Raw genomic sequence first — 22478 nt, 5'->3', positions numbered from 1 at the left:
GCCGTTCTTCCCGCGCGGTCCATCTCTCGCGGCCCCTCGCTCAGGAGACGCGCAGCGCCGTGCCGAGGCGCCGCCGGGTCAACCGGAGCGATCGTCCCCGCGCCGTCGCGGGAGCGGGGGCGAGCACCACCTTCTCCGCCGCGTCCGGCACGAGACGGAGGTCGTGCGTGATGAGGATCGTGGTCCGCCCGGACATGAGCCTGCCCAGCGGCTCCATGATGCGGGCGGCCGTCGCCTCGTCGAGCCCCGTCATCGGCTCGTCCAGGATGAGCACGGGAGCGTCCCGGAGGACGGCGCGCGCGATGGCGATGCGCTGCCTCTGACCGCCGGACAGCAACCTGCCCTTCTGACCTATGGGTGTGTCGTAACCCTCCGGAAGGCCGCGGATGAAGTCGTGCGCGCCCGCGGTGACCGCGGCCCGCACGATCTCCGCCTGGTCCGCCCCGGCCCGGCCGTACGCGATGTTGTCGCGCACGGTTCCGGAGAACAGCAGGCTCTCCTGGGTGAGCAGGGTGACGCGTTCTCGCAGCGTGTGGTGCGGCAGTTCCCGGATGTCCACTCCATCGAGCAGGATGCGCCCGACTGACGGGTCGTAGAACCGCAGCAACAGCTTGGCGACCGTCGACTTGCCCGCGCCACTCGGGCCGGTGCACACGATCAGATCACCCGGCCGCGCGCTGAACGACAGGCCGGCCAGTGTCGGCCGGATCCGGTTGGGATAGGTGAAGTGCACGCCCTCGAACTCGATGCGCCCGCCCGCCCGGTCGACGGCGACCTGCCGGGCACCTCCCGCGACCGCGCCTGACGGCGTGGACGTGCCGGACGGCGTGGACGTGCCGGCCGCTCCGACAGCGGTGGGTTCCGTGCTCGCCGTGGGCCGGTCGGCGACGGCCGGCCGGGCGTCGAGCACCTCGAGGATGCGGTCCGAGCCCGCCGCCGCCTCGGAGATGGTCAGCGCGGTCTCCCCGAGCCCCCGGACCTGCGGATAGAGGTAGGCCAGATAGGCGGCGAAGGCGAGCAGCCCGCCCAGTGTGAGCCGTCCCGAGGCGATCTCCCACGCGCCCACCCCGATGATGGTGAGCAGGCAGCCGGTCTCGATCACCTGTACGGCGGGGCCGTACAGGGCGGACAGCCGCGCCTGGGCGAGGTTGGCACGCAGCCAGCCGCGCCCCGCGGCGTGGAGCCGCGCGGCCTCCGTGTCCTGCCGGTTGTACGCCTGCACCAGTGCCTGGTTGGACAGCGCCTCCTCGATGGCGCTGTTCATGGCCCCGTTGCTGAGGCGTTCGCGTGCGGCGGCCCGCCGGAAGCGCCCGGCGAACCCCTTGGACACCAGGACGAACGCCGGGATGAGCGCGAACGTCACCAGCGCCAGGTCCCACCGGATGAACATGGCGGCGGTCGCGAAGAACACCACGCTGATCAGGGCTGTGATCAGTTTGATCAGGCCGGATACGACCAGTTCCTCGATGGCCTCGATGTCGTCGGTCAACCTCGCCATCAGGTCGCCGAGTTTGCGGTTCTCGAAATAGTCGGGTGTCAGTGTCTGCAGGTGCTCGAACACGCCGTCGCGCACGCGCAGCAGGAACCGTTCTCCGCCGAGTGCGGCCGTGTAGGCCCCGGCGAAGGCTGCGGCACCGGCCAGCGCGGTGAGACCGAGCCAGGCCGCGGCGGGTGTCCAGAACGCGGACAGCTGACCGCTGCTGAGCACCTCGTCGGTGATGCGGCCGAACAGCGCGATGGCCGCGACCTCGCACGCCGTGCCCACCATCGCCGCGACCACCCCGATGGCGAACAGCCGGCGCAGGCCCCGGGTATAAGGCCAGAAACGCCGGAATGTCGCCCTGATCGAGACGAACGGCGCGACTTCGGCCGTCGCGCTCGTCCGTCCCGACTCCGGGAAGCGGGGGAGCCGGCGGGTGACCCGCCGGCTCCCACTTTCTTGTGGCAGGGAACTCACCACCAGCAGCGCCGCCGCCTGCAGCGCCAGCGCCGACGGCACCCACACCGCCGCCAGCCGCCGCCCCAGCTGCCCCAACTACTGGGGGTGCGAGCCCCCGTCGGGAAGACGTTGCTTATGCTCATCGATCCCTCCCTGTGGCAGTTTCTCTAACTATGACGATTCGGACAATACCCCCGATAACGGCATAAATCGCCGAATGAACGCCGCTTGGCGGCTGTTTTTGTCCGTTCATTCCTCAAGGCGCTTCAAGGCGACCGGAGAAACCGCCGGGCCTGTACCCGGTTGGAGGTTTAGCGGCGGTGCAACAAAGCGGAGATCAAACGGGACCCACAACACGTCCGGTAATTTCGTCCCGGGTATTCGCCCGAGTCCGGAATGTGCGGCCCGGAAACCCCTGGCCAGCATGGGCCTGCCGCCTGTTGCGGGCCCTGGAAGCGCCGATCCGGCCTCTCCCGTCCGCGGGTAATCGAGCAGGCTGCCCCTATGGGAACGAGACGGCCGGCAGAACGCCGCCAAAGGGCCGCGCCCGCATTCGCGCTGTTGTTACCGGCAAGTAGTCCGACTTCCGTTAAGCCCGGCCGCTCGACGACTCGGCCACGAAAAGGCCGCCGTGGACGGGAAAGCGCTATACCGGAGCGCACCGGTCTCGCACCTGACGGCATTCTAGAAACAGATTCGAATTCCGTTCCGGGCGTCGAGCACGCGAAGGCGCCGACGTGCCACCAGAAGGCGAAACGGGATGCGTGCCGAACGCGTGCCGAAGGGCGCGAGGCTGTGCGCACCAGTGGCACCCACCTGGGGACGAGAAACTAGACGGCGCGGAACCAGCGGACGCCAGAGGGCGTGGAACTTGAGGGCGCGCACCAGGGGTGGGCGCGCTAGAGGTAGAGGCCGGTGCCGTGGTCGGTCTGCTGCGTGGCGACGGCGTGCAGGTCGCGCTCGCGCATCACGAGATAGACCTGGCCCTGCACCTCGACCTCGAACTGTTCCTCGGGGTTGAACAGGACCTTGTCGCCGGCCTTGACCGCCCGGACACTGGAACCGGCGCCGCAGACCTCACCCCACACGAGCCGGTTGGCCAGTTTGACGGTGGCGGGGATGACGATGCCCGCGCTGCTTCGCCGTTCCTCGGTCTCCGGTTCCAGCCTGACCATCACACGGTCGTGCAGCATCTGGATCTCGAATTTCGGGTCGGCCACGGTGGAAGTGTACGCGCGGCGGCCGCGGCGTCCGTCACGACGGTCGAGGCGCGGGGTGCGTCAGTCGCGCCCCATCGCGAGGTCGTAGCCGGTGCCCGCGCTGCGGAAGACCCGTCCGGTGCCCCAGGAGAGCACCTGGAACCGGACGTGCACGCTGTTGGAGCGCGCACCGGTGAGGTCCGCCATCATCTCCGCGGACAGGTCGACGATGGCCGGGATGTCGTGCTGGGCGACGGCCCATTCCGCCGGGCCGAAGTCGTCGACGACCCCGATCGCGCTCCTGCCGCCATAGGTGATCTTGACGGTGGTGCCGAGCGGCCAATAGGGGCTAGCGATCGTCTGGTACCGCATGGGAAGGCCCGACGCGGTCACGCCGTCCCAGAACGAGGTGGCGGTCGCCGTGCCGGACGGCAGGGTGTCGGCGCTGTGGGACGGGGACGGCGGCGCCGCCGGGCCGGTCGCCGCGGCGTGCGCGGCCTGGGCCGTGCCGGCGGACAGGGCGGCGCAGCAGGCGACCGCGGCCAACGTCTGAGAGGTTCGCTTCCGCATCGGGGGGCCTTTCGCTTCGATCGCAAAAGCCCGCGGGGGAGCGGGCGACCGTCGCGGAAGGCCTCCGGAGGGATCGGCAGGCGTGTCGGCGAGCGCCGTGCGCGTCCGAGCCGGGTGTACGGCCCGGCGAGGGGCGAGCCACCGGCGGGGGCGGACACGTTCCCATGGGGGCGGGAACACGACGGCTTTGCGATGTGGGGGATCTACTTGACCGAAGCCTGACTTCTGCCTCAACGATAGCGAAAGAAGCAGTAAATAGTGCAAAGCAGTCAAATGGGGTAGTAGATCTTATTTGGCAACTTGTCCGGTCTGGTGGCGCCCGCCCGCCGCATGGCAAGATCGCAGAATGTCATTCGACGCCTACAGGTGGATCAACGAACCGCGCGACTGGGCCACGGAGGACGGGCTGCGCGTGGTCGCCGACCCCGACACCGACCTGTGGCAGAAGGCCCACTACGGCTACTCCTTCGACAACGCCCACATGTTCGTCCGAGAGATCGAGGGGGACGCGCGCGTCACGGCGACCTTCTCCGCCGACTACGCCGACCAGTACGACCAGGCCGGCGCCATCCTGCGGATCGACGAGGAGAACTGGGTCAAGGCCGGAGTCGAGTTCGTCGACGGGGCGCACCAGCTCAGCGTGGTCGTCACCCGGGGCTACTCCGACTGGTCGGTCGTCCCCGCCCCGGGCGCCCCGGAGTCGGTGACCATCGACATCGCGCGTGAAGGCGACACCGTCATCGTCCGGTACGGCCTCGACGGGGCGGAGCCGGTGCACATGCTCCGTCTCGCCTACTTCCCCCCGGAGGTGGCGGCGGTCGCCGGAGCGATGTGCTGCGCGCCGAGAGGCGGCGGCTTCGCCACCCGGTTCAGCCGCCTGTCCGTCGTCTGACCCCCGCTCCGCGTAACAGACCGCGTCATAGACCGCGTCATAGACCGCGTAACAGACCGCGTAACAGACCGCGTTATAGACAGGGCCCGCGAAACCGTCCGCCCCACCCCGCGAAACGCGAAGCCGACGCGAAAGCCGTACAGTCGCCGCATGAACGACGAAGCGCCCGGAGACGCACGTTCCGCGAGGGCGGAGGCGGCGGTCCTGAACGCCGTCGACGAGGCGGGCACCGTGCGCCTGCTCGCCGACCTGGTACGGGTGCCGAGCGTGACGGGCACGGACGCCGAGTCCGAACTCCAGGACCGGCTCGCCCACATGCTGACCGAATGCGACCTCGGCGTCGACATGTGGAAGCTCGACCTCGACGACCTCCGGTCCAGGGAGGGGTTCCCCGGCACCGAGGCGGAGCGGGCCGAGGGCTACGGCGTCGTCGGGATCACCGAGGGGGAGGGAACGCCCGCTCTCATCCTCCAGGGCCACGCCGACGTCGTGCCGATCGGCGATCCCGCCAAATGGGAGGGACAGGACCCGTTCGGCGCCCGCCTCACCGCCACGACCCTGCACGGCCGCGGCGCCTGCGACATGAAGGCGGGCCTCGCGGCCAACCTCGCCGTCGTCCAGGCGATCCGCCGGGCCGGGGTACGGCTCGCGCGCCCGCTCGCCCTGCACTGCGTGGTGAGCGAGGAGGACGGCGGGCTCGGCGCGTTCGCCACGCTCGCCCGCGGGCACACCGGCGAGGCCGCTGTCATCACCGAGCCCACGAGCGGGAAGGTCATCACGGCGAACGCCGGGGCGCTCACCTTCCGCCTCGAGGTGCCGGGCCGGGCCGCCCACGGCGCGACTCGATACGAAGGGGTCAACGCGATCGAGGCGTTCTGGCCGGTCTTCCAGGCGGTCCGCCGTCTGGAGGCGGAGCGCAACCGCGACGTCGACCCGCTGTTCGCCGGGAACCCACTGCCTTATCCGATCGAGATCGGCACCATGCGGGCGGGCGACTGGGCGAGCAGCGTGCCCGACCTGCTGGTGGCGGAGGGCCGCCTCGGCGTCCGGCTCGACGAGGACCCCGCCGACGCCAGAGCCGCCCTCGAGGGCGCGCTGGCAGACCTCGCAGACCCGTGGTTGCGGGAGAACCCCGTCACGGTCACCTGGCCGGGGGGACAGTTCGCGAGTGGCAGACTCCCCGAAGGCCACCCTCTGCTCGGCCTGCTCGGCCGCGCCGTCGCCGACGTGACGGGGGAGCAACCGGCCACGACGGCCGCGCCGTACGGGAGCGACCTGCGGCTCTACGCGGCGGGCGGGATTCCCACGCTGCACTACGGCCCCGGCGACGTGCGGTTCGCCCACGCGCCGCGCGAGCAGGTCGACCTGCGCGAGATGCACGAGGTCACGCGGGCGCTCGCCCTCCTCGTCCTGCGCCGCTGCGGCACCCTGTGACGCCGCGTCCGCGAGGGCGGGCTCGGCCCGCGGTCAGTACGTGCTGGTGACGGAGGCGATCTCGTTGAGGGGGAACTCGAGGTAGTCGCCGGCCTCCTCGCACCAGGCGTCGAGCACGCCGCTGCGCAGCTCGCCGTGGCTGATCGTCGCCGTGACGCCGTCCGACAGGGTGATCAGCGCGCGGACGTCCCTGTCGACCACGAAACCGAGCAGCGACTGCTGCGCGGTCGGCAGGCGGGTCGCCATCCGGCCGATGACGGCCCACGTCTGCCCGCCCGGACCGGTGGAACCGCCGTTCACGATGAGCCGCCTGGCATGCTCGCGCGGATCGGGCGGCGGCTCGAGCAGCGAGGGCGCCGGTTCGAGTTCGGCCACGCGGCCGCCGGGGAGCAGGGTCAGGCGGCTCGCGTTGGGCGCGCGGCGGATGGTGATCCCCGCGCCGTCGTCGACGGGCACCGGGGCGTAGCCCGCCTCGCGCAGCGCCGTCAAAACCGTCGTCGCGGGCGCGGACCCGGCGAGCACCGTGGGCGCGAGCAGCCTCAGGCCGAGCTTGGCCAGCCTCCGATGCGCGACGATCTCCGCGAGCAGCACCGGGTCGGAGCCCTGGATGATGCAGCCGACCGTCGACACCGTGACCTCGCCGTGCCGCCTGGCCACGTCGTGGACCAGGTAGGTGAGCGGCTGGGGAAGCGTTCCGGCCGCGGACAGGTCGGCCAGCAGGGAGTCGGCGGTGTCTCCGGCGTCCAGCGCCCGCCGTACGCTCGCGGGGCTGAAGCGCCACACCGACGCCGCGCCCCGCGACTCGCGGTCGGCGGCCCGGTCGAGCAGGGCGGACAGCTCCACCGACGGAGGGCCGGTGACCACCGCCGTCAGGTCGGCGCCGAACAGCGCGGTGCGCTGCGCTCCGGCGAGTGCCGTCACCGAGCACTTGGCGAGCACCGGATCGTGCTCTATCTGCGGCGCGGACTCGTCGGCCTCGTTCCCCGCGATCGCGCCGAGGGCGGCCAGCGCCCGCCCGAGGTCGGTGAGCGCGTCGTGCGCGCACAGGCCGAGCAGCCGGGACTCCTCGATGATCGCCGGCGTGCAGTCGGCGAGGAGTTGCCGGTCGAGCAGCGGCGCCCGCCAGTGGACCGACTGCACGAGCTCGGGAAGCGTGGCGAACCCGCGGCCCTCGGGGACCAGCGCGAGCGCGCCGAGCACGGCCCAGCGGATCCGCGCGATCGTCTCGCCGGCGGGGTCGTCGCCGAGCACGGTCGGATAGCGGTTCTCGGTCCGCCGCAGCGACGACCGCTCCATGCGCCACCACGCCGCGAGCAGCACGCGTAACCGTATCGGGGCGTCCTCGAGGCGCCAGGCGTCGAACCTGTCGGTGGGCACCAGGCCGCCCGCGGCGTCGTCGAGCGAGATCAGCCGGGCGACCGCGCAGATCTCCAGCAGCAGCCGGGTCTCCTCCTCGGAGCAGCCCGTCTCCCGGGCCACCCGCTTCACCTCGCGCACGCCGACGCCGCCGTTCTTCAGCAGCGGCAGCGGAGTCTTGTCGGTGTTCTCCAGCAGCGCGGTGGCGCGGTCGACGATGTGCGGGGCGGCCAGGCACATCGCGTGCTCGACGGCGTCGGGGTCGACCCGCGTGGTCCCCAGGTCGGGCGGGTCGGGGGTGAAGGGGCCGTGATAGTCAGGCCCGCGCAGGGCGAGGGCCACCTCACGCGGCATCTCCGCCACGTCCCACTGCGTGCGGAACAGCAGGCCGTGTTCGGCCGCCCACCTCTCGGGCGTGCCCGCGGCGACGAAACGGTTGCCGTCGACGCTGCGCACGGGCCCGTCCCACGCGAAGTCGTCGAGCATCTCCATCGTGCCGTCCGGCGCCTGAGCCACGAGTTCGGACAGGAGCTCCGGGTCGCCGAGCAGCGCGGCGATCCGTACGGACACCTGCCGCTTGCCGCCCTGGTACGGCAGATCGAGGACGCGGCAGAGCCGGCGCAGCGCCTCGGTGTCGAGCATCCAGGAGTCCAGGTAGACGGACAGCGGTTCGCCCAGCCCGCACGGCGCCGTCCACCACTGCGCCACGGCCTCCGCGAGGTCGATCCTGCCGTCGGGGGCCGGCCAGGCGAGGGCGTGGTCGTAGAGGCGGTCGAGCCACGGGATGACCTCGGAGGTGCTCACCCCCAGGAAGCGGGCCAGCTCGTCCTCCGTGGGACGCCCCCCGATGACCAGGCACGCCTGCAGGATCTCCAGGGGCGGGAGCGGGAGGCCGCGCATGACCTCCATGAGGGCGAAGCGGTTCGTCAGCCGGTGTGCGAGCGCGTCGAGCCTGCGGGGCCACGGCGCGGCGATGGCGTCCGGGCGGTTGGCCAGGACACGAGCGAGCCGGTCTTCATCGAGAGCGGTCAGCCAGCGGACTAGGTGATCGTCCATCACAGATCTCTCGGAAGTCTCAGGAAGCCACCGTTATGCGGATCGCACTCTTGACGGGGGTCGCGAGCCAGGATACAGCGCGCGGTCACGAGCCCCGAGATCACGACATTTCTCCATCGATCGCCGCGAAACGGCCATGCCGTTCGCCTATTACGGTTCGATCTCAGCACATCTGATGCCGCCGTGCCGAGCATTCGCGCCATCGGGCCACCGGCCGAGGGGCGCTCCCGTGCATTCCGGGCTGCACGGGAGCGCTCCGCGGCCGGCGGACCGGGTCCGGCGTCACTGAGATATGACTGTCGGGACAGGCGCCGGGTTCGCTGCCGGGACAGTAGGCCGGGGCTCCGCGGAGCTGCGGATCGGAGCCGGGCCGGCCGGAGACGGGGACGGGGGGTCAGCCGGACAGGACGGCCCAGACCGCCTTGCCCTGCGGGGCGAGGGGGCACCAGCCCCAGCGCACGCTCAGCGATTCGACGATGTGCAGCCCCAGACCGCCCGGCTCGAAGGGCGCCGGATCCCGCATCACCGGGGCCTCGGCTCCCGGGTCGGTGATCGCACAGGTCACCAGGGTGCCTCTGCGGATCAGCGACAGCCGGATGACCTCCCTGTCACGGGACGCGCTGAGCATCAGCCCGTGCCGCAGGGCGTTCGTCACCAGTTCGGAGACGACCAGTTCCATGCTGTCGTGCAACTGGGTCATGTCCCAGCCGGAGAGGGTCCCCGCGGCGAAACTGCGCGCCGAGTGGACCGATTCCGCCTTCGGGGGGAGGGCGAAGGTGGCGCTCGTGGTGGGCGATCCGGGATCGAGGAGATCGCGTGCGGGCTCCGGCCACCAGCCGATCGGAGGCCACCAGTCGAGGCCCGACCACTGATTTCGGCCACGAGTCACGTTCGTGGACTGCACGAGATCATGATGATGGACACTCCTGTGCATGTGCAAGAGCGAATGCACGTGCAAGCGGCTGTTGCAACCGCTACGGTTACCCGAAACAATCCCGGGACGAAGGGGGCGATCTTTGACAGACTGTGAACCAGTCCACAAAGCGGAGGAATAGCACGTGTCGATAGATCCGCCGGGATCAGGGTCCACCGTTCGGCGAATCATGCTCGGTGCCAGCCTTCGCCGGTTGCGCGAGGCGCAGGGACTCACGCGGGAGGTCGCCGGATTCCACATCCGGGCCTCGGAATCGAAGATCAGCAGGATGGAGCTCGGCCGGGTCGGGTTCAAGACACGTGATGTCGAGGACCTGCTCACGCTGTACGGCGTCAGCGACGACGCGGAACGGCGCGGCCTGCTGGAGATGGTCCGCGAGGCGAACACGCCGGGATGGTGGCACAAGTACGGCGAGGTGCTGCCGAACTGGTTCATCACCTACGTCGGCCTCGAAGAGGCGGCCAGTGTGATCCGCACCTACGAGGTGCAGTTCGTACCGGGCCTGCTGCAGACGGCGGCGTACGCGCGTGCGGTGATCCAACTGGGCTACCCCGACGCTCCGGACGGAGAGATCGAACAGCGCGTGCATCTGCGCATGCAGCGGCAGGAGCGGCTGACGCGCGCGGACGGCCCTCGGCTCTGGGCCGTCGTGGACGAGGCGGCGCTCAAGCGTCCCATCGGAGGCGGAGGGATCATGCGGGAGCAGCTCCAGCACCTGCTGGAGGTCGCCACGCTGCCCAACATCACCCTGCAGGTGATGCCCTTCCGCTTCGGCATGCATGCGGCCGAGGGGGGCGCGTTCACGATCCTTCGTTTCCCGGAGTCCGACCTGTCCGACGTCGTCTACGTCGAACAGTTGTGGGGCGCCCTATACCTGGACAAGCGTGAGGACATCGATCCATACCTCACGGCCATGGAGCAGTTGTGCGTGGAGAGCACCACGCCCGGGGGCACCGCCGAGATTCTCGGCGAATTTCTCAGAGAGACATGATGCAGACTTATAACGGGATGCCAGCGAACAGCCTGACCGGGGTCACCTGGCGGAAGAGCGTCCACAGCAACTCGACCGGCAACTGCGTGGAGCTCGCCGAGCTCCCCGACGGGGGCGTGGCCGTCCGCAACTCGCGTTTCCCCGACGGGCCGGCCCTCATCTACACGCGCGACGAGATCCGGGCGCTCGTGCTCGGAGTCAAGGACGGCGAGTTCGACGGCCTGCTGGTTTAACCCCGTGTTTACACGCTGCGCACGCGCGTAACAGGCGCGCACAGGCGGCGTAACACCGGTCCGGCAGATTTGGACCCTGAGAACGTTGCGTATCAAGGGGGACCCGCGGTGCTGGACCAGATGACTCTCTACCCGGTGGCCGACGACGTGCTGTTCGCACCCGGCGGCCGCGTGGTGATCCGCACGTACGGCGTCGCCTCCACGGCCGCCCCCGAGGAGGGGGAGTCGCGGAGCGTGTCGTACCGGACGTGGGTCACCGGAGTCCGCGACCAGCCCCGATGCTGGCGCTGGGGGCACTTCGAGGACGCGCGGCGCGGCCACCACAGGGTCATGGAGTGGCTGACCGGCCGGGGCCCGCAGCCCCAGCCCGTCGCCGTCTGACCGGCCGGGTCCCGCAGGCTCCCGGCCGGGTCTGATCAGCCGGGGCCCGCGGACACCGGATCCGTCTGATCGGCCGCCGGGTCTCCGGCGGCCCTCCGCTCCCGGCTCAGGCGGGGTCCTGAACGGGCGCGTTCCACCGCAGCAGGACGGACTCCTCGTGCTCGTAGCCCAGAGCCGAGTAGGTGCCGGTGTCGAGCCGCAGATGCCGTCCCTCCTCCGCGGGCAGCCCCAGCCACCGGGCGGCGAGCACACGCAGAAAATGGCCGTGGGCGACGATCAGCACGTCGCCCTCAACGGGCCTGATCCGGGCGATGACCCGGTCCGCGCGCTCGCCCACGTGTCCGACCGTCTCGCCCGGATGGTCCGCGTCTCCCGGGATGATCCCGTCGCGCCACAGGTACCAGCCCGGACGGCTCTCGCGGATCTGCGGGGTGGTGATCCCCTCGTAGCCGCCGTAGTCCCATTCCCACAGGTCCGGATCCACGTCGTATGAGGTCGCCCCCGCGAGCTCCGCCGTACGGCGGGCCCGTTGCGCGGGGCTGACGAGGGCGAGCTCGAACCGCCTGCCCTTGATCACCTTCGCCAGGGCGCGGGCCTGGTCCTCGCCCTTCTCGGTCAACGGCAGGTCGGTACGGCCCGTGTGCCGTCCCGCCTTGCTCCACTCGGTCTCGCCGTGCCTCAGCAGAATGACTTCCATAGGACGACCATCATGCCCGTACGGCTTTCGCGAGCCTGGAGGTGGCCCTGGGGCGATCCGACTCCCATGGGCTGCAGTAGGGTCGCCGATGGGGGTGTGATGGAACCGGTTTCAGTGGGTCTGGTCGGTGCGGGGCCGTGGGCGGAGATGGTGCACGCCCCAGAGCTCGCGGCGGGACCGCACACAAGGCTCGCGGGCGTGTGGGCGCGCAGGCGCGAGGCGGCCGACGAGCTCGCCGCCAGGCACCGCGTCCCCTCGTACGAGCGGCTTGAAGACCTGTTCGACCGCTGTGAGGCGGTCGCCTTCTGCGTGCCGCCGGCGGTGCAGGCCGAGCTCGCCGTCCTCGCAGCGAAGGCGGGCAAGGCCGTGCTGCTGGAAAAGCCCCTCGCGGCCGACCTCGACGGCGCCAGGCGTCTCGCCGACGCGATCGGCGAGGCGGGAGTCGCGTCCCAAATGGTGTTCACCTTCCGCTACTCGCCGGCGACGACGGCGTTCCTCGAGCGGGCCCGCGCGCTGCGGCCGTACGGCGGACACGCCTCCAGCCTCTCGGGAGTCCTGCACGGCGGCGCCTTCGCGACACCCTGGCGGCTGGAACGAGGGGCGCTCCTCGACATCGGGCCGCATGTGATCGACCTGATGGACGCCGCTCTCGGGCCGGTGGCCTCCGTGCGGGCGCACGGCGACCCGCTCGGCTGGGTGGGCCTGCTCCTCGACCACACGGGCGGCGCGGTGAGCGAGGTGTCGCTCACCATGGCCGGGTCCGGCGACCTGCCGCCCACCCGGGTGGACGTCTACGGAGCCGAGGGGAGCGCCACGCTGCTCGGGTCCGAGATCGGCGACGACGCGTTCGCGGCCGTGGCGCGGGAGTTCGCCGGCACCGTCCGCCGCGGTGGCGGGCATCCGCTCGACGCCCGCCACGGGCTGCGGATGCAGGAGATCATCGCGGACGCCGAGCGGCAACTCGCCTGAGGCCCCCCGCCCCCCGACTCGGCGTGATCATGCACACTTTCGGCCGTCACTCTCATGACCTGGGCCGATCCCCGGGGTGATCATGCACGGTTTCGGCGACGTGTCCCGCGACCAGCGCCGACGCGGTTCGTGATCATGCACAAGGGCCCGGTGGAAGCTCCAGACCGAGAGCGCAGGTCGGAGAACCCGGGCCGGAGCACCCGAACCTCCAAGATCGAAGAGTTCGGGCGGAGGCGCTAGGCGGTAGCGCAGGATCTTCAGAGATCTCCGGGGTCTCCGGAGGCTCGCCGATCTTCGAAATCTCCAGTTTTTTCGGGTTTTGCGGCAGTTAGGGCGCCCGTGGGCGTTCATGTCGGACGGCCGACCACCCATGCGGACCCTCGTCGCCGACGGTAGTCGATCTCCTCGCCACGGGTGACTTATCGGTGCATGCGTAGTCTTTGTGTATATTTTTGTGCAGATGGCGCAAAGTGCAGGAGATATTTCATGAGGGCATTCCCGTCAGTCCTGTTCGATGAGGCGCACAGCGAGGCATGGACCATCAGGCGGGAAGTCGCCGAGGCCATGAATCCCGCGCATCCCGACGACAGCGGCTACTCGACGGCCGCCGCCATCCTGCGGCGGCTCGGCCAGACCGTCACCGCGCACACCGTGGGGCAGGTGACCGCGTCCGTGCTCGACCCGCACGACGTGTTCGTGATCGCCCACCCGTCCGGGGATCGCTGGGAGCGGACGACCGGCGCGGGCAGCCCTTTGTTCACCGACGCGGAACTCGACGCCGTCGAGGCGTACGTCGCCGCCGGGGGAGGGCTCGTCGTGCTCGCCGAGTGCGAGCAGGACAAGTACGGGAACAACCTCGCCGACCTGCTCGGCCGCTTCGGCGTCGGCATCGAGCACACCACCGTCCAGGACCCCTCCGGCTCCCACAACAAGGTGGCGACGTGGGTCCTCGGCGTCCGCGGCGCCGGCGCCCAGGGTCCGGGCCTGCACCAGGACCTGCTCGCCGGCGTGGGGCAGGCCTGCTTCTACCGGGCCGGCACGCTCGTCGCCCCTGAGGGCGCGGAGGTGCTGTTCGAGACGTCCGGGACCGCCGATCCCGCAGGCCGTCCGCTGGCCATTGCCGTACGGCACGGGCGCGGCCGGGTCGTGGCTCTCGCCGACTCCGACCTGTTCGGCGACGACTCGATCGGCGACTTCGACCACGCGCAACTCTGGACCAACCTCGTCACCTGGGCCGCCAGGATTCCGGACGGCGCCGCGGGCGACGCGGGCGGCTCCGAGGCCTCGGCAGGCCTGGACGCCGCGTGGAACGCGCTCAAGGCCGCCGTCGAGGCGCTCCGGCCGCTCCAGGCCAAGGACGGCTCCATCACCGAGGACCGCGACCGCGCCGTCGAGCTGATCTCCGAGATCAGCGACAACGTCGTACGGCTCACGCCCCGGTTCCCGCACGACAAGGACTACCTCGAGGCGGTCGTCGCCGACCTGCGCAAGTGGGTGGCCGACGGCCTCGGCGTGCCCGACTTCCTCGACTCGCTGAACCTCTTCCACCCCGACGCCCAGCGGGTGGACGGGCTCGAGCACCTCGTCGTCTTCCCGATGTACACGCAGAACGGGAACCCCAACCGGAACATCGAGGCGGTCTGGATCCGCGTCGTCTGGCCCGACTGGCTGGCGGAACTGGAGCGGAACGGCTACGACAACCCGATGTTCGTGCCGATCGCCTTCGAGGACTTCACCTCCGGCTACGACACCAACTCGGCCGTGCTCTTCCCCGAGACCGTCGCCGTCCGCGAGACGCCGCCGCGGTTCTCGTGGGGCGGCATCTTCTGCGACCGGGAGGCCGCTCGCTTCCGCGCCGTCAGCGAGGCGGCCGCCGCCACCCTCAAGCTGGCGCTGCCGCCGGACGCGGCCAGGCTGCTCGCGTCGCAGGAACTGGCCCAGGACACCTTCGTCCTGTGGGACCTGGTGCACGACCGCACCCACAGCCACGGCGACCTGCCGTTCGACCCGTTCATGATCAAGCAGCGCATGCCGTACTGGCTCTACACGCTCGAGGAGCTGCGCTGCGACCTGACCGCGTTCGGTGAGGCGGTGAAGCTCGAGATCGACGGCGTGCCGCACGCACGGTACGTGCAGTACGCGATCCTGTTCGACCGGCTGTTCCGCTTCCCGATCACCGGTGAGCGGGTGCGCAACTACGACGGGCTCGGCGGGCAACTGCTGTTCGCCTACCTGCACCGGCGCGGCATCGTCCGCTGGACCGACAACAGGCTCTTCATCGACTGGGCCAAGGTCGCCGACGGGGTGGCCGAACTCCGGGGCGAGGTCGAGACGCTCTACCGCGACGGCATCGACAGGTCCAAGCTGGCCCACTGGCTCGCCGCCCACCGGCTCGTGGCCGCGTACGTCGCGCCGCATCCGGCGTCGGTGTGGAGCCAGGGCGTCCAGGCGCTGCCGGAGGAGCAGAAGGCGATGGTCAACGCCGTCCTGCCCGATGAGTTCCCCCTGAGCATGTTCTATGAGGCGCTGCGTCGTAAGCTCACCGACGTGGTCGAGTCCACGCGGGGCATCAGGGCGTGAACCCTGACCCGTTCGAAAGGTGGGTCATCGTTTGAGCAGGGTCATTCTGGTCACGGGCATGGGCAGCCCGTCGGGGCGGGCCGTCGTCCGGCGGTTCACCGAGCTCGGCGATACCGTCATCGCCGTGAACAGGTCGGGGGGCGACGGCGCCCTGGCCGTCGACCTCCAGGACGCGTCAGCCGTACGGAAGCTGGCGGAGCGGGTCGAGGCGGAGCACGGCCGGGTCGACGGGATCGTGCACCTCGTCGGGGGATGGCGCGGGTCCAAGACCTTCGCCGACACCTCGCTCGAGGACTGGGACCTGCTGCACGGGCTGCTGATCAGAACCCTGCAGAACGTCTCCCTGGCGTTCGAGCCGCTGCTGCGGGTCAGTGAGAACGGCCGGTTCGTCATCGTCTCGGCGAAGGCGGCCCAGGCGCCGACGCGGACGAACGCGGCCTACGCGGCGGCCAAGGCGGCCGCCGAGGCGTGGACGCTGTCGCTCGCGGACTCCCTGAAGGGCACGTCGTCCGCGGCCGCGATCCTGGTTATCACCGCACTGGTGGACGATGGGATGAGGGCGGCGAACCCCGGCAAGGCGTACAAGGGGTTCACCGACGTGGACGATCTCGCGCGCTCCGTCGAGGCGCTCTGGGACCGCGAACCCGCAGAGGTCAACGGGCAGCGGATCGACCTCACCGCCTGACGTCTACTTTTTCGATTCAACGGAGATATTTCGTGACTACGGATGCCGTGCGGCGGCACGAGCCGGAGATCAAGACCTTCGCCAGCGACAACTACGCCGGGATCCACCCGGAGGTGCTGGAGGCCATCGCCCTGGCGAACGGCGGGCACCAGATCAGCTACGGAGACGACGCCTACACCGAGGCGCTGCAGGGCGTCTTCCGGCGGCATTTCGGCGACCACGTCGAGGCCCTGCCGGTGTTCAACGGCACCGCCGCGAACGTGCTCTCGCTGCGCTCGATGTGCGCCTCGTGGGAGGCGGTGATCTGCCCCGACAGCGCACACATCAACACCGACGAGGGCGGCGCACCGGAGATCACCGGCGGTCTGAAGCTGCTCCCGGTGGCGACCCCGGACGGCAAGCTCACGCCCGAGCTGATCGACCAGCAGGCATGGGGGTTCGGGGACGTGCACCGCGCCCAGCCGCGGGTGGTCTCGATCTCCAACGCCACGGAGCTCGGCACGCTCTACACGCCGGCTGAGATCAAGGCGATCTGCGACCACGCCCACGAGCTGGGCATGTTCGTCCACCTGGACGGCTCCCGGCTGACCAACGCGGCCGCGGCCCTCGACGTGCCCCTCCGCGCCATGACCACGGACGCGGGGGTCGACGTGCTGTCCTTCGGCGGCACCAAGATCGGGCTCATGCTGGGGGAGGCCGTCGTGGTCCTCAACCCCTCGGCCACGAAGGGCCTGCCGTACCTGCGCAAGACCGGCATGCAACTCGCCTCGAAGATGCGGTTCGTGTCCGTGCAGTTCGAGGCGCTGCTCGGCGGCGACCTGTGGCTGCGCAACGCCCGTCAGGCCAACGGGATGGCCAGGCGGCTGGCGGACGCCGTACGTGACCTGCCGGGTGTCAGGGTGGCGCGCGAGGTCGAGGCCAACGCGGTCTTCGCGATCCTGCCGGGGGACGTGGCCGACCGGCTGCGCAAGCGGTTCCGGTTCTACAACTGGAACGACCGGATCGGCGACGGCCTGGTCGAGGTCCGCTGGATGTGCGCCTTCGACACCACCGAAGCCGACGTGGACGCCTTCGTCGCCGCCCTGACCCAAGAACTCCACGCCTGAGGGCGCCGCCCCTCCGGGGTGATCATGCACAGGCAGCGGCGCCGTGCCTCCCTTGAGGGTGATTCATGCACGGGTTCGCCCGTGCATGATCTGACGTGCTCCAACCCCTCGGCGTGATCATGCACAGATTCGGAGACGTGCGGCCTGAGCAGCCGTGATGCAGTTAGTGATCATGCACGACGCTAATGCCTGCATGATCGCTGAGCCTGAATTCCCAGGCGGTGAAGCGTGCGGCCGAGGGTGTGCATGATCATCGATCGTGACAGTCCAGCTCTGGCGGGCTTTCGCCGAATCCATGCATGATCACGCCGGGAATCGGTGCTGGTCGCATGGGCAACATGCGAATGTGTGCATGATCACGCCGAGGGTTGTGGCAGGTCACGGGGTATGCCGCCGAACCTGTGCATGATCACGGGCAAGGGGGGTGGTGGGGGGTCAGACTTTTTGGCCGGTGTCTTTTTCGTAGGCGGTGAGCTGTTGCTCGAGGGCCTTCATCAGCTCGAAGACCTGTGCCGGAGGCAGCCTGACCCGGCTGACGATCCTGGTCGGCACGCTGACGTACCGGTCTCCGGACAGGGGGTCGTCGGCGAGTGCCGGCGGCCGGGTGATCACGGCGAAGTCCAGGACGAATCCATCTTGGGTATGCCAGACCGAAGCGAAGTCGGCGTACTGCCCTGACTCGACCTCGGGTGTGATGCTCACCTCGAGCCGACTTTCCGGGTCGTCGTTCAATCTCTTCTCTCCTCTGGGCACGGCACCTCCATCGTGCCCCGGCCGGAGACCTTGTGCGCGCCTATCCCGCCGGACTCTGGAGGATGCTCGGCAGCGGCTGGGCCCCGCGCTCGGTCAGCAGGCCCTTCATCAGCTTGATCTCGGCCGTCTGGCCGTCGACGATGTGCTGTGCCAGCGACCGGACTTCGGGGCGGTCCGAGACCCGGAGCAGGCCCTGCGCCATCTCCACGCCGCCCTCGTGGTGGCGGATCATGAGCTGGAGGAAGAGGATCTCGGCGTCCTTGCCCTGCGCCGCCCGCAGCCGGTTCAGCTCCTCCTCCGAGGCCATGCCCGGCATGACGCCGGGGGTCGTGCCCGCGGTCGCGCCACCGTGGGCGTGCCCGGACATCCACGCCATCGGCGGCTGGGACGACGCCTGGTCGAGGTCCCACTGCTGGAGCCAGCCCATGAAGATCCCGCGCTGGGCCGTCTGGGTGGTGATGATGTCGTACGACAGGGTCCGCAGCGGCCCGTCGGAGGTCTTGTCCCGGATGACGAAGGCCATCTCGACCGCCTGGGAGTGATGCACGGCCATGTCCCTGGCGAAGCCCGCCTCGGGCGAGGTGTCTCCCGGGGTCCCCGACCTGGTCGCGAACAGCACCAGGGCGGCCGCCGCGAGGACGAGGGCGACCAGCCCCACGAGGGGAAACCGCCTCCTGGGCTGCGGCGTGGTGTCGAGCATGACGCTCGTCTCGGTGGTCATCGCCCCACAGGCTACCTGTCCTGTCTGACCGGGCTGAGCCAAAGGTGCATCTCACCCACTATTCTCCATACCGCAGCGGGGTTGTCAGCGAACCGGTGGTGGAGGGCTTGATGGCGAAGGGCAAGACGCAGGCGAGACGCGAGCATCTCGAGCGCATGCGTGCCGAGCAGAGGCGCAAGGAGCGGCGTGCCGCATTCCTCATGTGGGGAGTCGGCGGTCTGGTCGTCCTCGTGGTGGTCGGTCTGGTCGGCTTCTACATCGTCAACGACCGGTCGGAGAAGTCCCTGAGCGCGGTGAAGACCTACGACTACAAGGGCTCCGACCACGCCTGGACCAAGATCTCCTACAAGGAGAACCCCCCGGTGGGCGGCCAGCACAACTACTACTGGCAGAACTGCGGGATCTACGACAAGCCGATCCACAACGAGCACGGCGTCCACTCGCTGGAGCACGGTGCCGTGTGGATCACCTACAGCCCCGATCTGCCCGCCGCCGACGTCGACAAGCTGAAGACACTGGCCTCCTCCGACTACATGCTGCTCAGCCCGTACCCGGGGCTTCCGGGCAAGGTGGTCGCCAGCTCCTGGAACCACCAGATCGTCCTCGACGGGGCGTCCGACCCCCGGCTTGCCGAATTCATCAAGAAGTACAAGCAGAACCCCACCTACACCCCGGAGTTCGGCGCGGCCTGCGACCAGGGCGTCAGCACGACGGCCGACCAGCCGCTGCCGCCTGAGCCGGCCCCCTCGGCCAGCCCCCACGCCGCCGCCTCCACGGAGCCGACCCCGACGCCGGCGGCCTCCTGACCCACGACGGCGTACGGCCCGGCGGTGCGGCAGCGCACCGCCGGGCCGTAGCGTCTTCGGGTCCCCGCAGGGAGCTCAGGAAACGAGCACCCGCGTGACCGGCACCGCCTCCAGCCCGTGGGCCTCGGCGACGGGACGGCTGGTCAGATGGCCCTCATGGGTGTTGAGCCCCAGCGCGAGCGCCGGGTCGGCCGTGAGCGCCTCCCGCCAGCCCAGATCGGCGATGGCCAGGGCGTACGGCAGGGTCACGTTCGTCAGCGCGTACGTCGAGGTGTGCGGCACCGCCCCCGGCATGTTGGCGACGCAGTAGAACACCGAGTCGTGCACCCGGTAGACGGGGTCGGCGTGGGTCGTGGGCCGGGAGTCCTCGAAGCAGCCGCCCTGATCGATCGAGATGTCGACCAGAACGGAACCCGTCTTCATCCGCGCGACGAGCGCGTTGCTGACGAGCGTCGGCGCCTTCGCACCGGGCACGAGCACCGCGCCGACCACCAGGTCGGCGTCCGTGACCGCCCGCTCGATTTCGTACGCGTTGGACGCGACGGTCCCGACCTTCCCCTGGTAGACCACGTCCGCCTGGCGGAGCCTGTCGACGTTGAGATCGAGCAGCAGCACCTGCGCCTGCATGCCCGCGGCGATCGACGCCGCGTTCATCCCGGACACGCCGGCGCCGATGACCACGACCTTCGCGGGATAGACCCCTGGCACGCCGCCCATCAGCACGCCGCGCCCTCCGCCCTGCCGCATCAGGTGGTACGCCCCCACCTGTGGGGCGAGCCTGCCCGCCACCTCGGACATGGGGGCGAGCAGTGGCAGGGCGCCGTCGGCCGTCTGCACGGTCTCGTAGGCGATCCCGGTGACCCCCGAGTCCAGCAGCGCCCTCGTGCACTCCTCCGACGCCGCCAGGTGCAGGTAGGTGAACAGCACCTGGTCCTTGCGCATCCGGTGGTACTCGGCGGGCACGGGCTCCTTGACCTTGAGGATCAGTTCGGCCTCCGCCCAGACGTCGTCGGCCGAGTCGACGATCGTGGCGCCCGCGCCGGCGAAGTCGTCGTCGGGTACGGAGGACCCTCTGCCTGCGTCGTGCTCGATGAGGACCTGGTGGCCCTTGCGGACGAACTCGTGGACTCCCGCCGGCGTCAGCGCGACCCGGTACTCGTGGGTCTTGATCTCGCGGGGAACTCCGACCTTCATCCCTTCACTCTGGTTGTCCGCAAACGTCTACGTCAGGCGGCAACGCGCAAGCATTTGGCAGACATTCACGACAAATTGTCAATTGTGCCTGCAATCTACCTCGGCATGATTCGCCGATTACCTGGCATTGGCATACCTGGGTAGGCTCTGCGATCGATGGCTGGGATCGAGGTAGGGATGCAGAACGGGGCCGTACCGGGCGACGGGAAGGCCGGTTCGCCGACCGGCGACGCCGGAACGTCCGAGGTTCCGGGCGGACCCGGATCCCCGGCCTCCGGCTCCACGGCCCCTTCCGGGTCCACGGCGCCTTCCCCGTCCGCGGCTCCCGGTGCGGCCGGAACAGGGGCCACATCCGGGACCGCAGCGCCTGGCGGACAAGGAGCGGGCGCCGGCGAGCCGCGGCGGGAACGCGACGGTGAGGCGCCGGGTGAGAAGCCTGCGACGGGTTCCCCCTCCGGCGGGCCGGGCGCAGGAAAGCCCGCGGGCTCGCCCTCGCAGACGGCCACCCGCGAGGAATCGAAGAGTGACGCGCCCGCCGGTGAAGAGGGCCGGCTCGGCGAGAACGGTCAATCGGATGGCGGCGGTCGTTCCGGCGGCTCGGACGGCGCCGGAGAAACCGCAGAGAAGCGCGGCAGATGGCGCGGCCGCCGCGGATCCAGCCACGACAAATCAGGCGATAACGCATCAATTCCCGACAAATCCGATAAACGGAAATGGGGTCGCCGCAGGTCAGGCGCCGCCGAGTCTGCGGGTGCGCCGGGTGCCGCCGGGTCTGCGGGTGCGCCGGACGTAGCCGGGTCTGCGGGTGCGCCGGACGTAGCCGGGTCTGCGGGTGCGCCGGGCGCCGCCGGGGCCGGGGGTGCGAAGCCGGCGGACGCGGCCGCTGAGGCGACCACCGCGGCGCTGCCGGCGGTGCCGCAGGCGGCCCTCCAGCAGCAGGCGCCGTTCCCGCAGGTCCCCTTCCCGGGCGCGGCCATTCAGGCTCCTCCACAGGGGCCGCCGCCCCACGCGGCCCGCCGGACGACGGTGATCCTCGTCGTCGTCCTCATCGTGGTGCTCGCGATCAGCGTCGTTCTCGGCGCGATCGCGGTCCTGAGCACCCAGAACCCCGACGCCCCACCGCTTTCCGGCACGCCCGTACTGAAACTGCGCTCCCCGGTGCACTTCGCGCCGGTCACCGGCGTCCACGCCGCGCCGTGCGACGGCATGGAGGCCGTGCCCGACAACACCGGCACCACGTGTTACCAGCTCGACCCCGGAGTCACCGTCACGACCGTGCAGAAGGTCGGGTCCGTGGCCGAGTCGGACGGCACCTACTCCATCCGCCTGGTGTTGTCTCCGGCGAGCCGTCAGCAGATCGCCGATCTCACCCGCGAGACCGTCAGGCAGCAGCTGGCGATCGTCGTGGGGGACCAGGTGGTCGCGGCGCCGCGCGTCGCGCAGGCGATCACCCAGGACAGCCTCAGCATCGCCGGCTTCGACAAGACCCAGGCGGACGCGCTGATGGCGCTGTTGTCGGGACCCTCGTCCGGCCAGAGCCCCGCGGGCACCTCGCCGACGCCGGGACAGCCGGGCCAACCGGGCCAAACCGGTCAGGCGGGCCAGCCGAGCCAACCCGGTCTGCCGGGCCAGACGACCCCGGGCACGCCGTTCCCCGGCCAGACCGGATCGTTCACGTCCCCTGGCACGACGACGTTCACCACGCCGCCGGCGACCCCGCAGGGCTTCTCCACGCAGCCGGCCTCCGGATCCACTTCGGGGTCGGTGCGCTACGCGGACTGCAGGCAGGCCAACGACAACGGCTACGGCCCGTACACCAAAGGCGTCCACCCGGAGTACTACTGGTATGTCGACGCCGACAACGACGGCGTCGCCTGCGACCCGGGCGACCTCGGCTGACTCCCCGGTCCGAGCGACCGCCCTGAGCACGGCCCTCTCGGCCGACGCGATCCCGTTGACCGACGCGACCCCCTTGGACGGCG

At 70.3% G+C, this 22478-nt stretch carries 20 protein-coding genes; 11 read left to right on the top strand and 9 right to left on the bottom strand.

Features of this window, described 5'->3' with window-relative positions; genetic code table 11:
- Positions 1-40: 40 nt before the first annotated feature.
- The 3 genes from Pka01_RS02045 to Pka01_RS02035 form a co-directional block, all read right to left on the bottom strand.
- A complete protein-coding gene (locus Pka01_RS02045) occupies positions 41-2035 on the bottom strand; it encodes an ABC transporter ATP-binding protein (RefSeq protein WP_239114646.1) in 1995 nt (664 codons plus the stop codon).
- Positions 2036-2838: 803 nt separating this feature from the next.
- A complete protein-coding gene (locus Pka01_RS02040; protein ID WP_203880766.1) occupies positions 2839-3159 on the bottom strand; it encodes a GroES family chaperonin in 321 nt (106 codons plus the stop codon).
- Between the two features lie 60 nt (positions 3160-3219).
- The gene (locus Pka01_RS02035) at positions 3220-3708 is read right to left on the bottom strand and encodes an RlpA-like double-psi beta-barrel domain-containing protein (RefSeq protein ID WP_203880765.1); all 489 of its coding nucleotides are present in this window, start codon (positions 3706-3708) and stop codon (positions 3220-3222) included.
- Positions 3709-4054: 346 nt separating this feature from the next.
- On the opposite strand from Pka01_RS02035, the gene Pka01_RS02030 reads away from it, so the two are divergent.
- The gene (locus Pka01_RS02030) at positions 4055-4600 is read left to right on the top strand and encodes a DUF1349 domain-containing protein (protein ID WP_203880764.1); all 546 of its coding nucleotides are present in this window, start codon (positions 4055-4057) and stop codon (positions 4598-4600) included.
- Between the two features lie 150 nt (positions 4601-4750).
- On the top strand, positions 4751-6034 hold the full coding sequence (locus Pka01_RS02025; protein ID WP_203880763.1) for an ArgE/DapE family deacylase: 1284 nt from the start codon (positions 4751-4753) through the stop codon (positions 6032-6034).
- A gap of 33 nt (positions 6035-6067) precedes the next feature.
- Here Pka01_RS02025 and Pka01_RS02020 read toward each other — a convergent pair whose 3' ends face one another.
- Together Pka01_RS02020 and Pka01_RS02015 are read right to left on the bottom strand one after the other, a co-directional pair.
- On the bottom strand, positions 6068-8446 hold the full coding sequence (locus tag Pka01_RS02020; protein ID WP_203880762.1) for a helicase-associated domain-containing protein: 2379 nt from the start codon (positions 8444-8446) through the stop codon (positions 6068-6070).
- Positions 8447-8840: 394 nt separating this feature from the next.
- Entirely contained in the window at positions 8841-9350 is a 510-nt protein-coding gene (locus Pka01_RS02015; protein WP_239114645.1) for an ATP-binding protein, read from the bottom strand.
- Positions 9351-9549: 199 nt separating this feature from the next.
- Between Pka01_RS02015 and Pka01_RS02010 the strand changes: the two genes are divergently transcribed.
- The 3 genes from Pka01_RS02010 to Pka01_RS02000 all read left to right on the top strand — a co-directional run bounded on the left by Pka01_RS02010 (position 9550) and on the right by Pka01_RS02000 (position 10985).
- Positions 9550-10371, top strand: a complete 822-nt coding sequence (locus Pka01_RS02010) for a Sco1979 family transcriptional regulator (RefSeq protein ID WP_203880760.1) — start codon at positions 9550-9552, stop codon at positions 10369-10371.
- Positions 10371-10604 carry a DUF397 domain-containing protein gene (locus Pka01_RS02005; protein ID WP_239094529.1) on the top strand — a complete coding sequence of 78 codons (234 nt, stop codon included), beginning with the start codon at positions 10371-10373 and terminating at the stop codon, positions 10602-10604. Before Pka01_RS02010 ends, Pka01_RS02005 begins: the two co-directional genes overlap by 1 nt.
- Positions 10605-10712: 108 nt before the next feature.
- Complete coding sequence (locus Pka01_RS02000) at positions 10713-10985, top strand: hypothetical protein (protein WP_203880758.1); 273 nt, start codon at positions 10713-10715, stop codon at positions 10983-10985.
- Between the two features lie 106 nt (positions 10986-11091).
- On the opposite strand, the gene Pka01_RS01995 is transcribed toward Pka01_RS02000, so the two are convergent.
- Positions 11092-11682, bottom strand: coding sequence for a histidine phosphatase family protein (locus Pka01_RS01995; protein WP_203880757.1), 591 nt, complete (start codon positions 11680-11682; stop codon positions 11092-11094).
- A 99-nt stretch (positions 11683-11781) separates the two neighbouring features.
- Between Pka01_RS01995 and Pka01_RS01990 the strand changes: the two genes are divergently transcribed.
- The 4 genes from Pka01_RS01990 to Pka01_RS01975 all read left to right on the top strand — a co-directional run bounded on the left by Pka01_RS01990 (position 11782) and on the right by Pka01_RS01975 (position 17022).
- Positions 11782-12651, top strand: coding sequence for a Gfo/Idh/MocA family protein (locus Pka01_RS01990; protein ID WP_203880756.1), 870 nt, complete (start codon positions 11782-11784; stop codon positions 12649-12651).
- Between the two features lie 486 nt (positions 12652-13137).
- Positions 13138-15231 carry a DUF6421 family protein gene (locus tag Pka01_RS01985; protein ID WP_203880755.1) on the top strand — a complete coding sequence of 698 codons (2094 nt, stop codon included), beginning with the start codon at positions 13138-13140 and terminating at the stop codon, positions 15229-15231.
- A 31-nt stretch (positions 15232-15262) separates the two neighbouring features.
- Positions 15263-15916, top strand: a complete 654-nt coding sequence (locus Pka01_RS01980) for an SDR family NAD(P)-dependent oxidoreductase (RefSeq protein WP_239114644.1) — start codon at positions 15263-15265, stop codon at positions 15914-15916.
- A 32-nt stretch (positions 15917-15948) separates the two neighbouring features.
- On the top strand, positions 15949-17022 hold the full coding sequence (locus Pka01_RS01975; RefSeq protein WP_203880754.1) for a threonine aldolase family protein: 1074 nt from the start codon (positions 15949-15951) through the stop codon (positions 17020-17022).
- A gap of 435 nt (positions 17023-17457) precedes the next feature.
- On the opposite strand, the gene Pka01_RS01970 is transcribed toward Pka01_RS01975, so the two are convergent.
- Together Pka01_RS01970 and Pka01_RS01965 are read right to left on the bottom strand one after the other, a co-directional pair.
- The gene (locus Pka01_RS01970; protein ID WP_203880753.1) at positions 17458-17754 is read right to left on the bottom strand and encodes a DUF3467 domain-containing protein; all 297 of its coding nucleotides are present in this window, start codon (positions 17752-17754) and stop codon (positions 17458-17460) included.
- Between the two features lie 61 nt (positions 17755-17815).
- Entirely contained in the window at positions 17816-18496 is a 681-nt protein-coding gene (locus Pka01_RS01965; RefSeq protein ID WP_239114643.1) for a DUF305 domain-containing protein, read from the bottom strand.
- 110 nt (positions 18497-18606) lie between these two features.
- Between Pka01_RS01965 and Pka01_RS01960 the strand changes: the two genes are divergently transcribed.
- Positions 18607-19302 carry a thioredoxin-like domain-containing protein gene (locus Pka01_RS01960; RefSeq protein WP_203880752.1) on the top strand — a complete coding sequence of 232 codons (696 nt, stop codon included), beginning with the start codon at positions 18607-18609 and terminating at the stop codon, positions 19300-19302.
- Between the two features lie 75 nt (positions 19303-19377).
- On the opposite strand, the gene ald is transcribed toward Pka01_RS01960, so the two are convergent.
- Positions 19378-20496, bottom strand: a complete 1119-nt coding sequence (ald, locus tag Pka01_RS01955) for an alanine dehydrogenase (RefSeq protein ID WP_203880751.1) — start codon at positions 20494-20496, stop codon at positions 19378-19380.
- A 912-nt stretch (positions 20497-21408) separates the two neighbouring features.
- On the opposite strand from ald, the gene Pka01_RS01950 reads away from it, so the two are divergent.
- Entirely contained in the window at positions 21409-22395 is a 987-nt protein-coding gene (locus tag Pka01_RS01950) for an excalibur calcium-binding domain-containing protein (RefSeq protein ID WP_203880750.1), read from the top strand.
- The last annotated feature ends 83 nt before the right edge of the window (positions 22396-22478 follow it).

The sequence above is a fragment of the Planotetraspora kaengkrachanensis genome (assembly GCF_016862895.1).
Classification (GTDB): Bacteria; Actinomycetota; Actinomycetes; order Streptosporangiales; family Streptosporangiaceae; genus Planotetraspora; species Planotetraspora kaengkrachanensis.
Note: the sequence above shows the minus strand (reverse complement) of the source record. Positions and strands in the feature narration are given on the sequence as shown.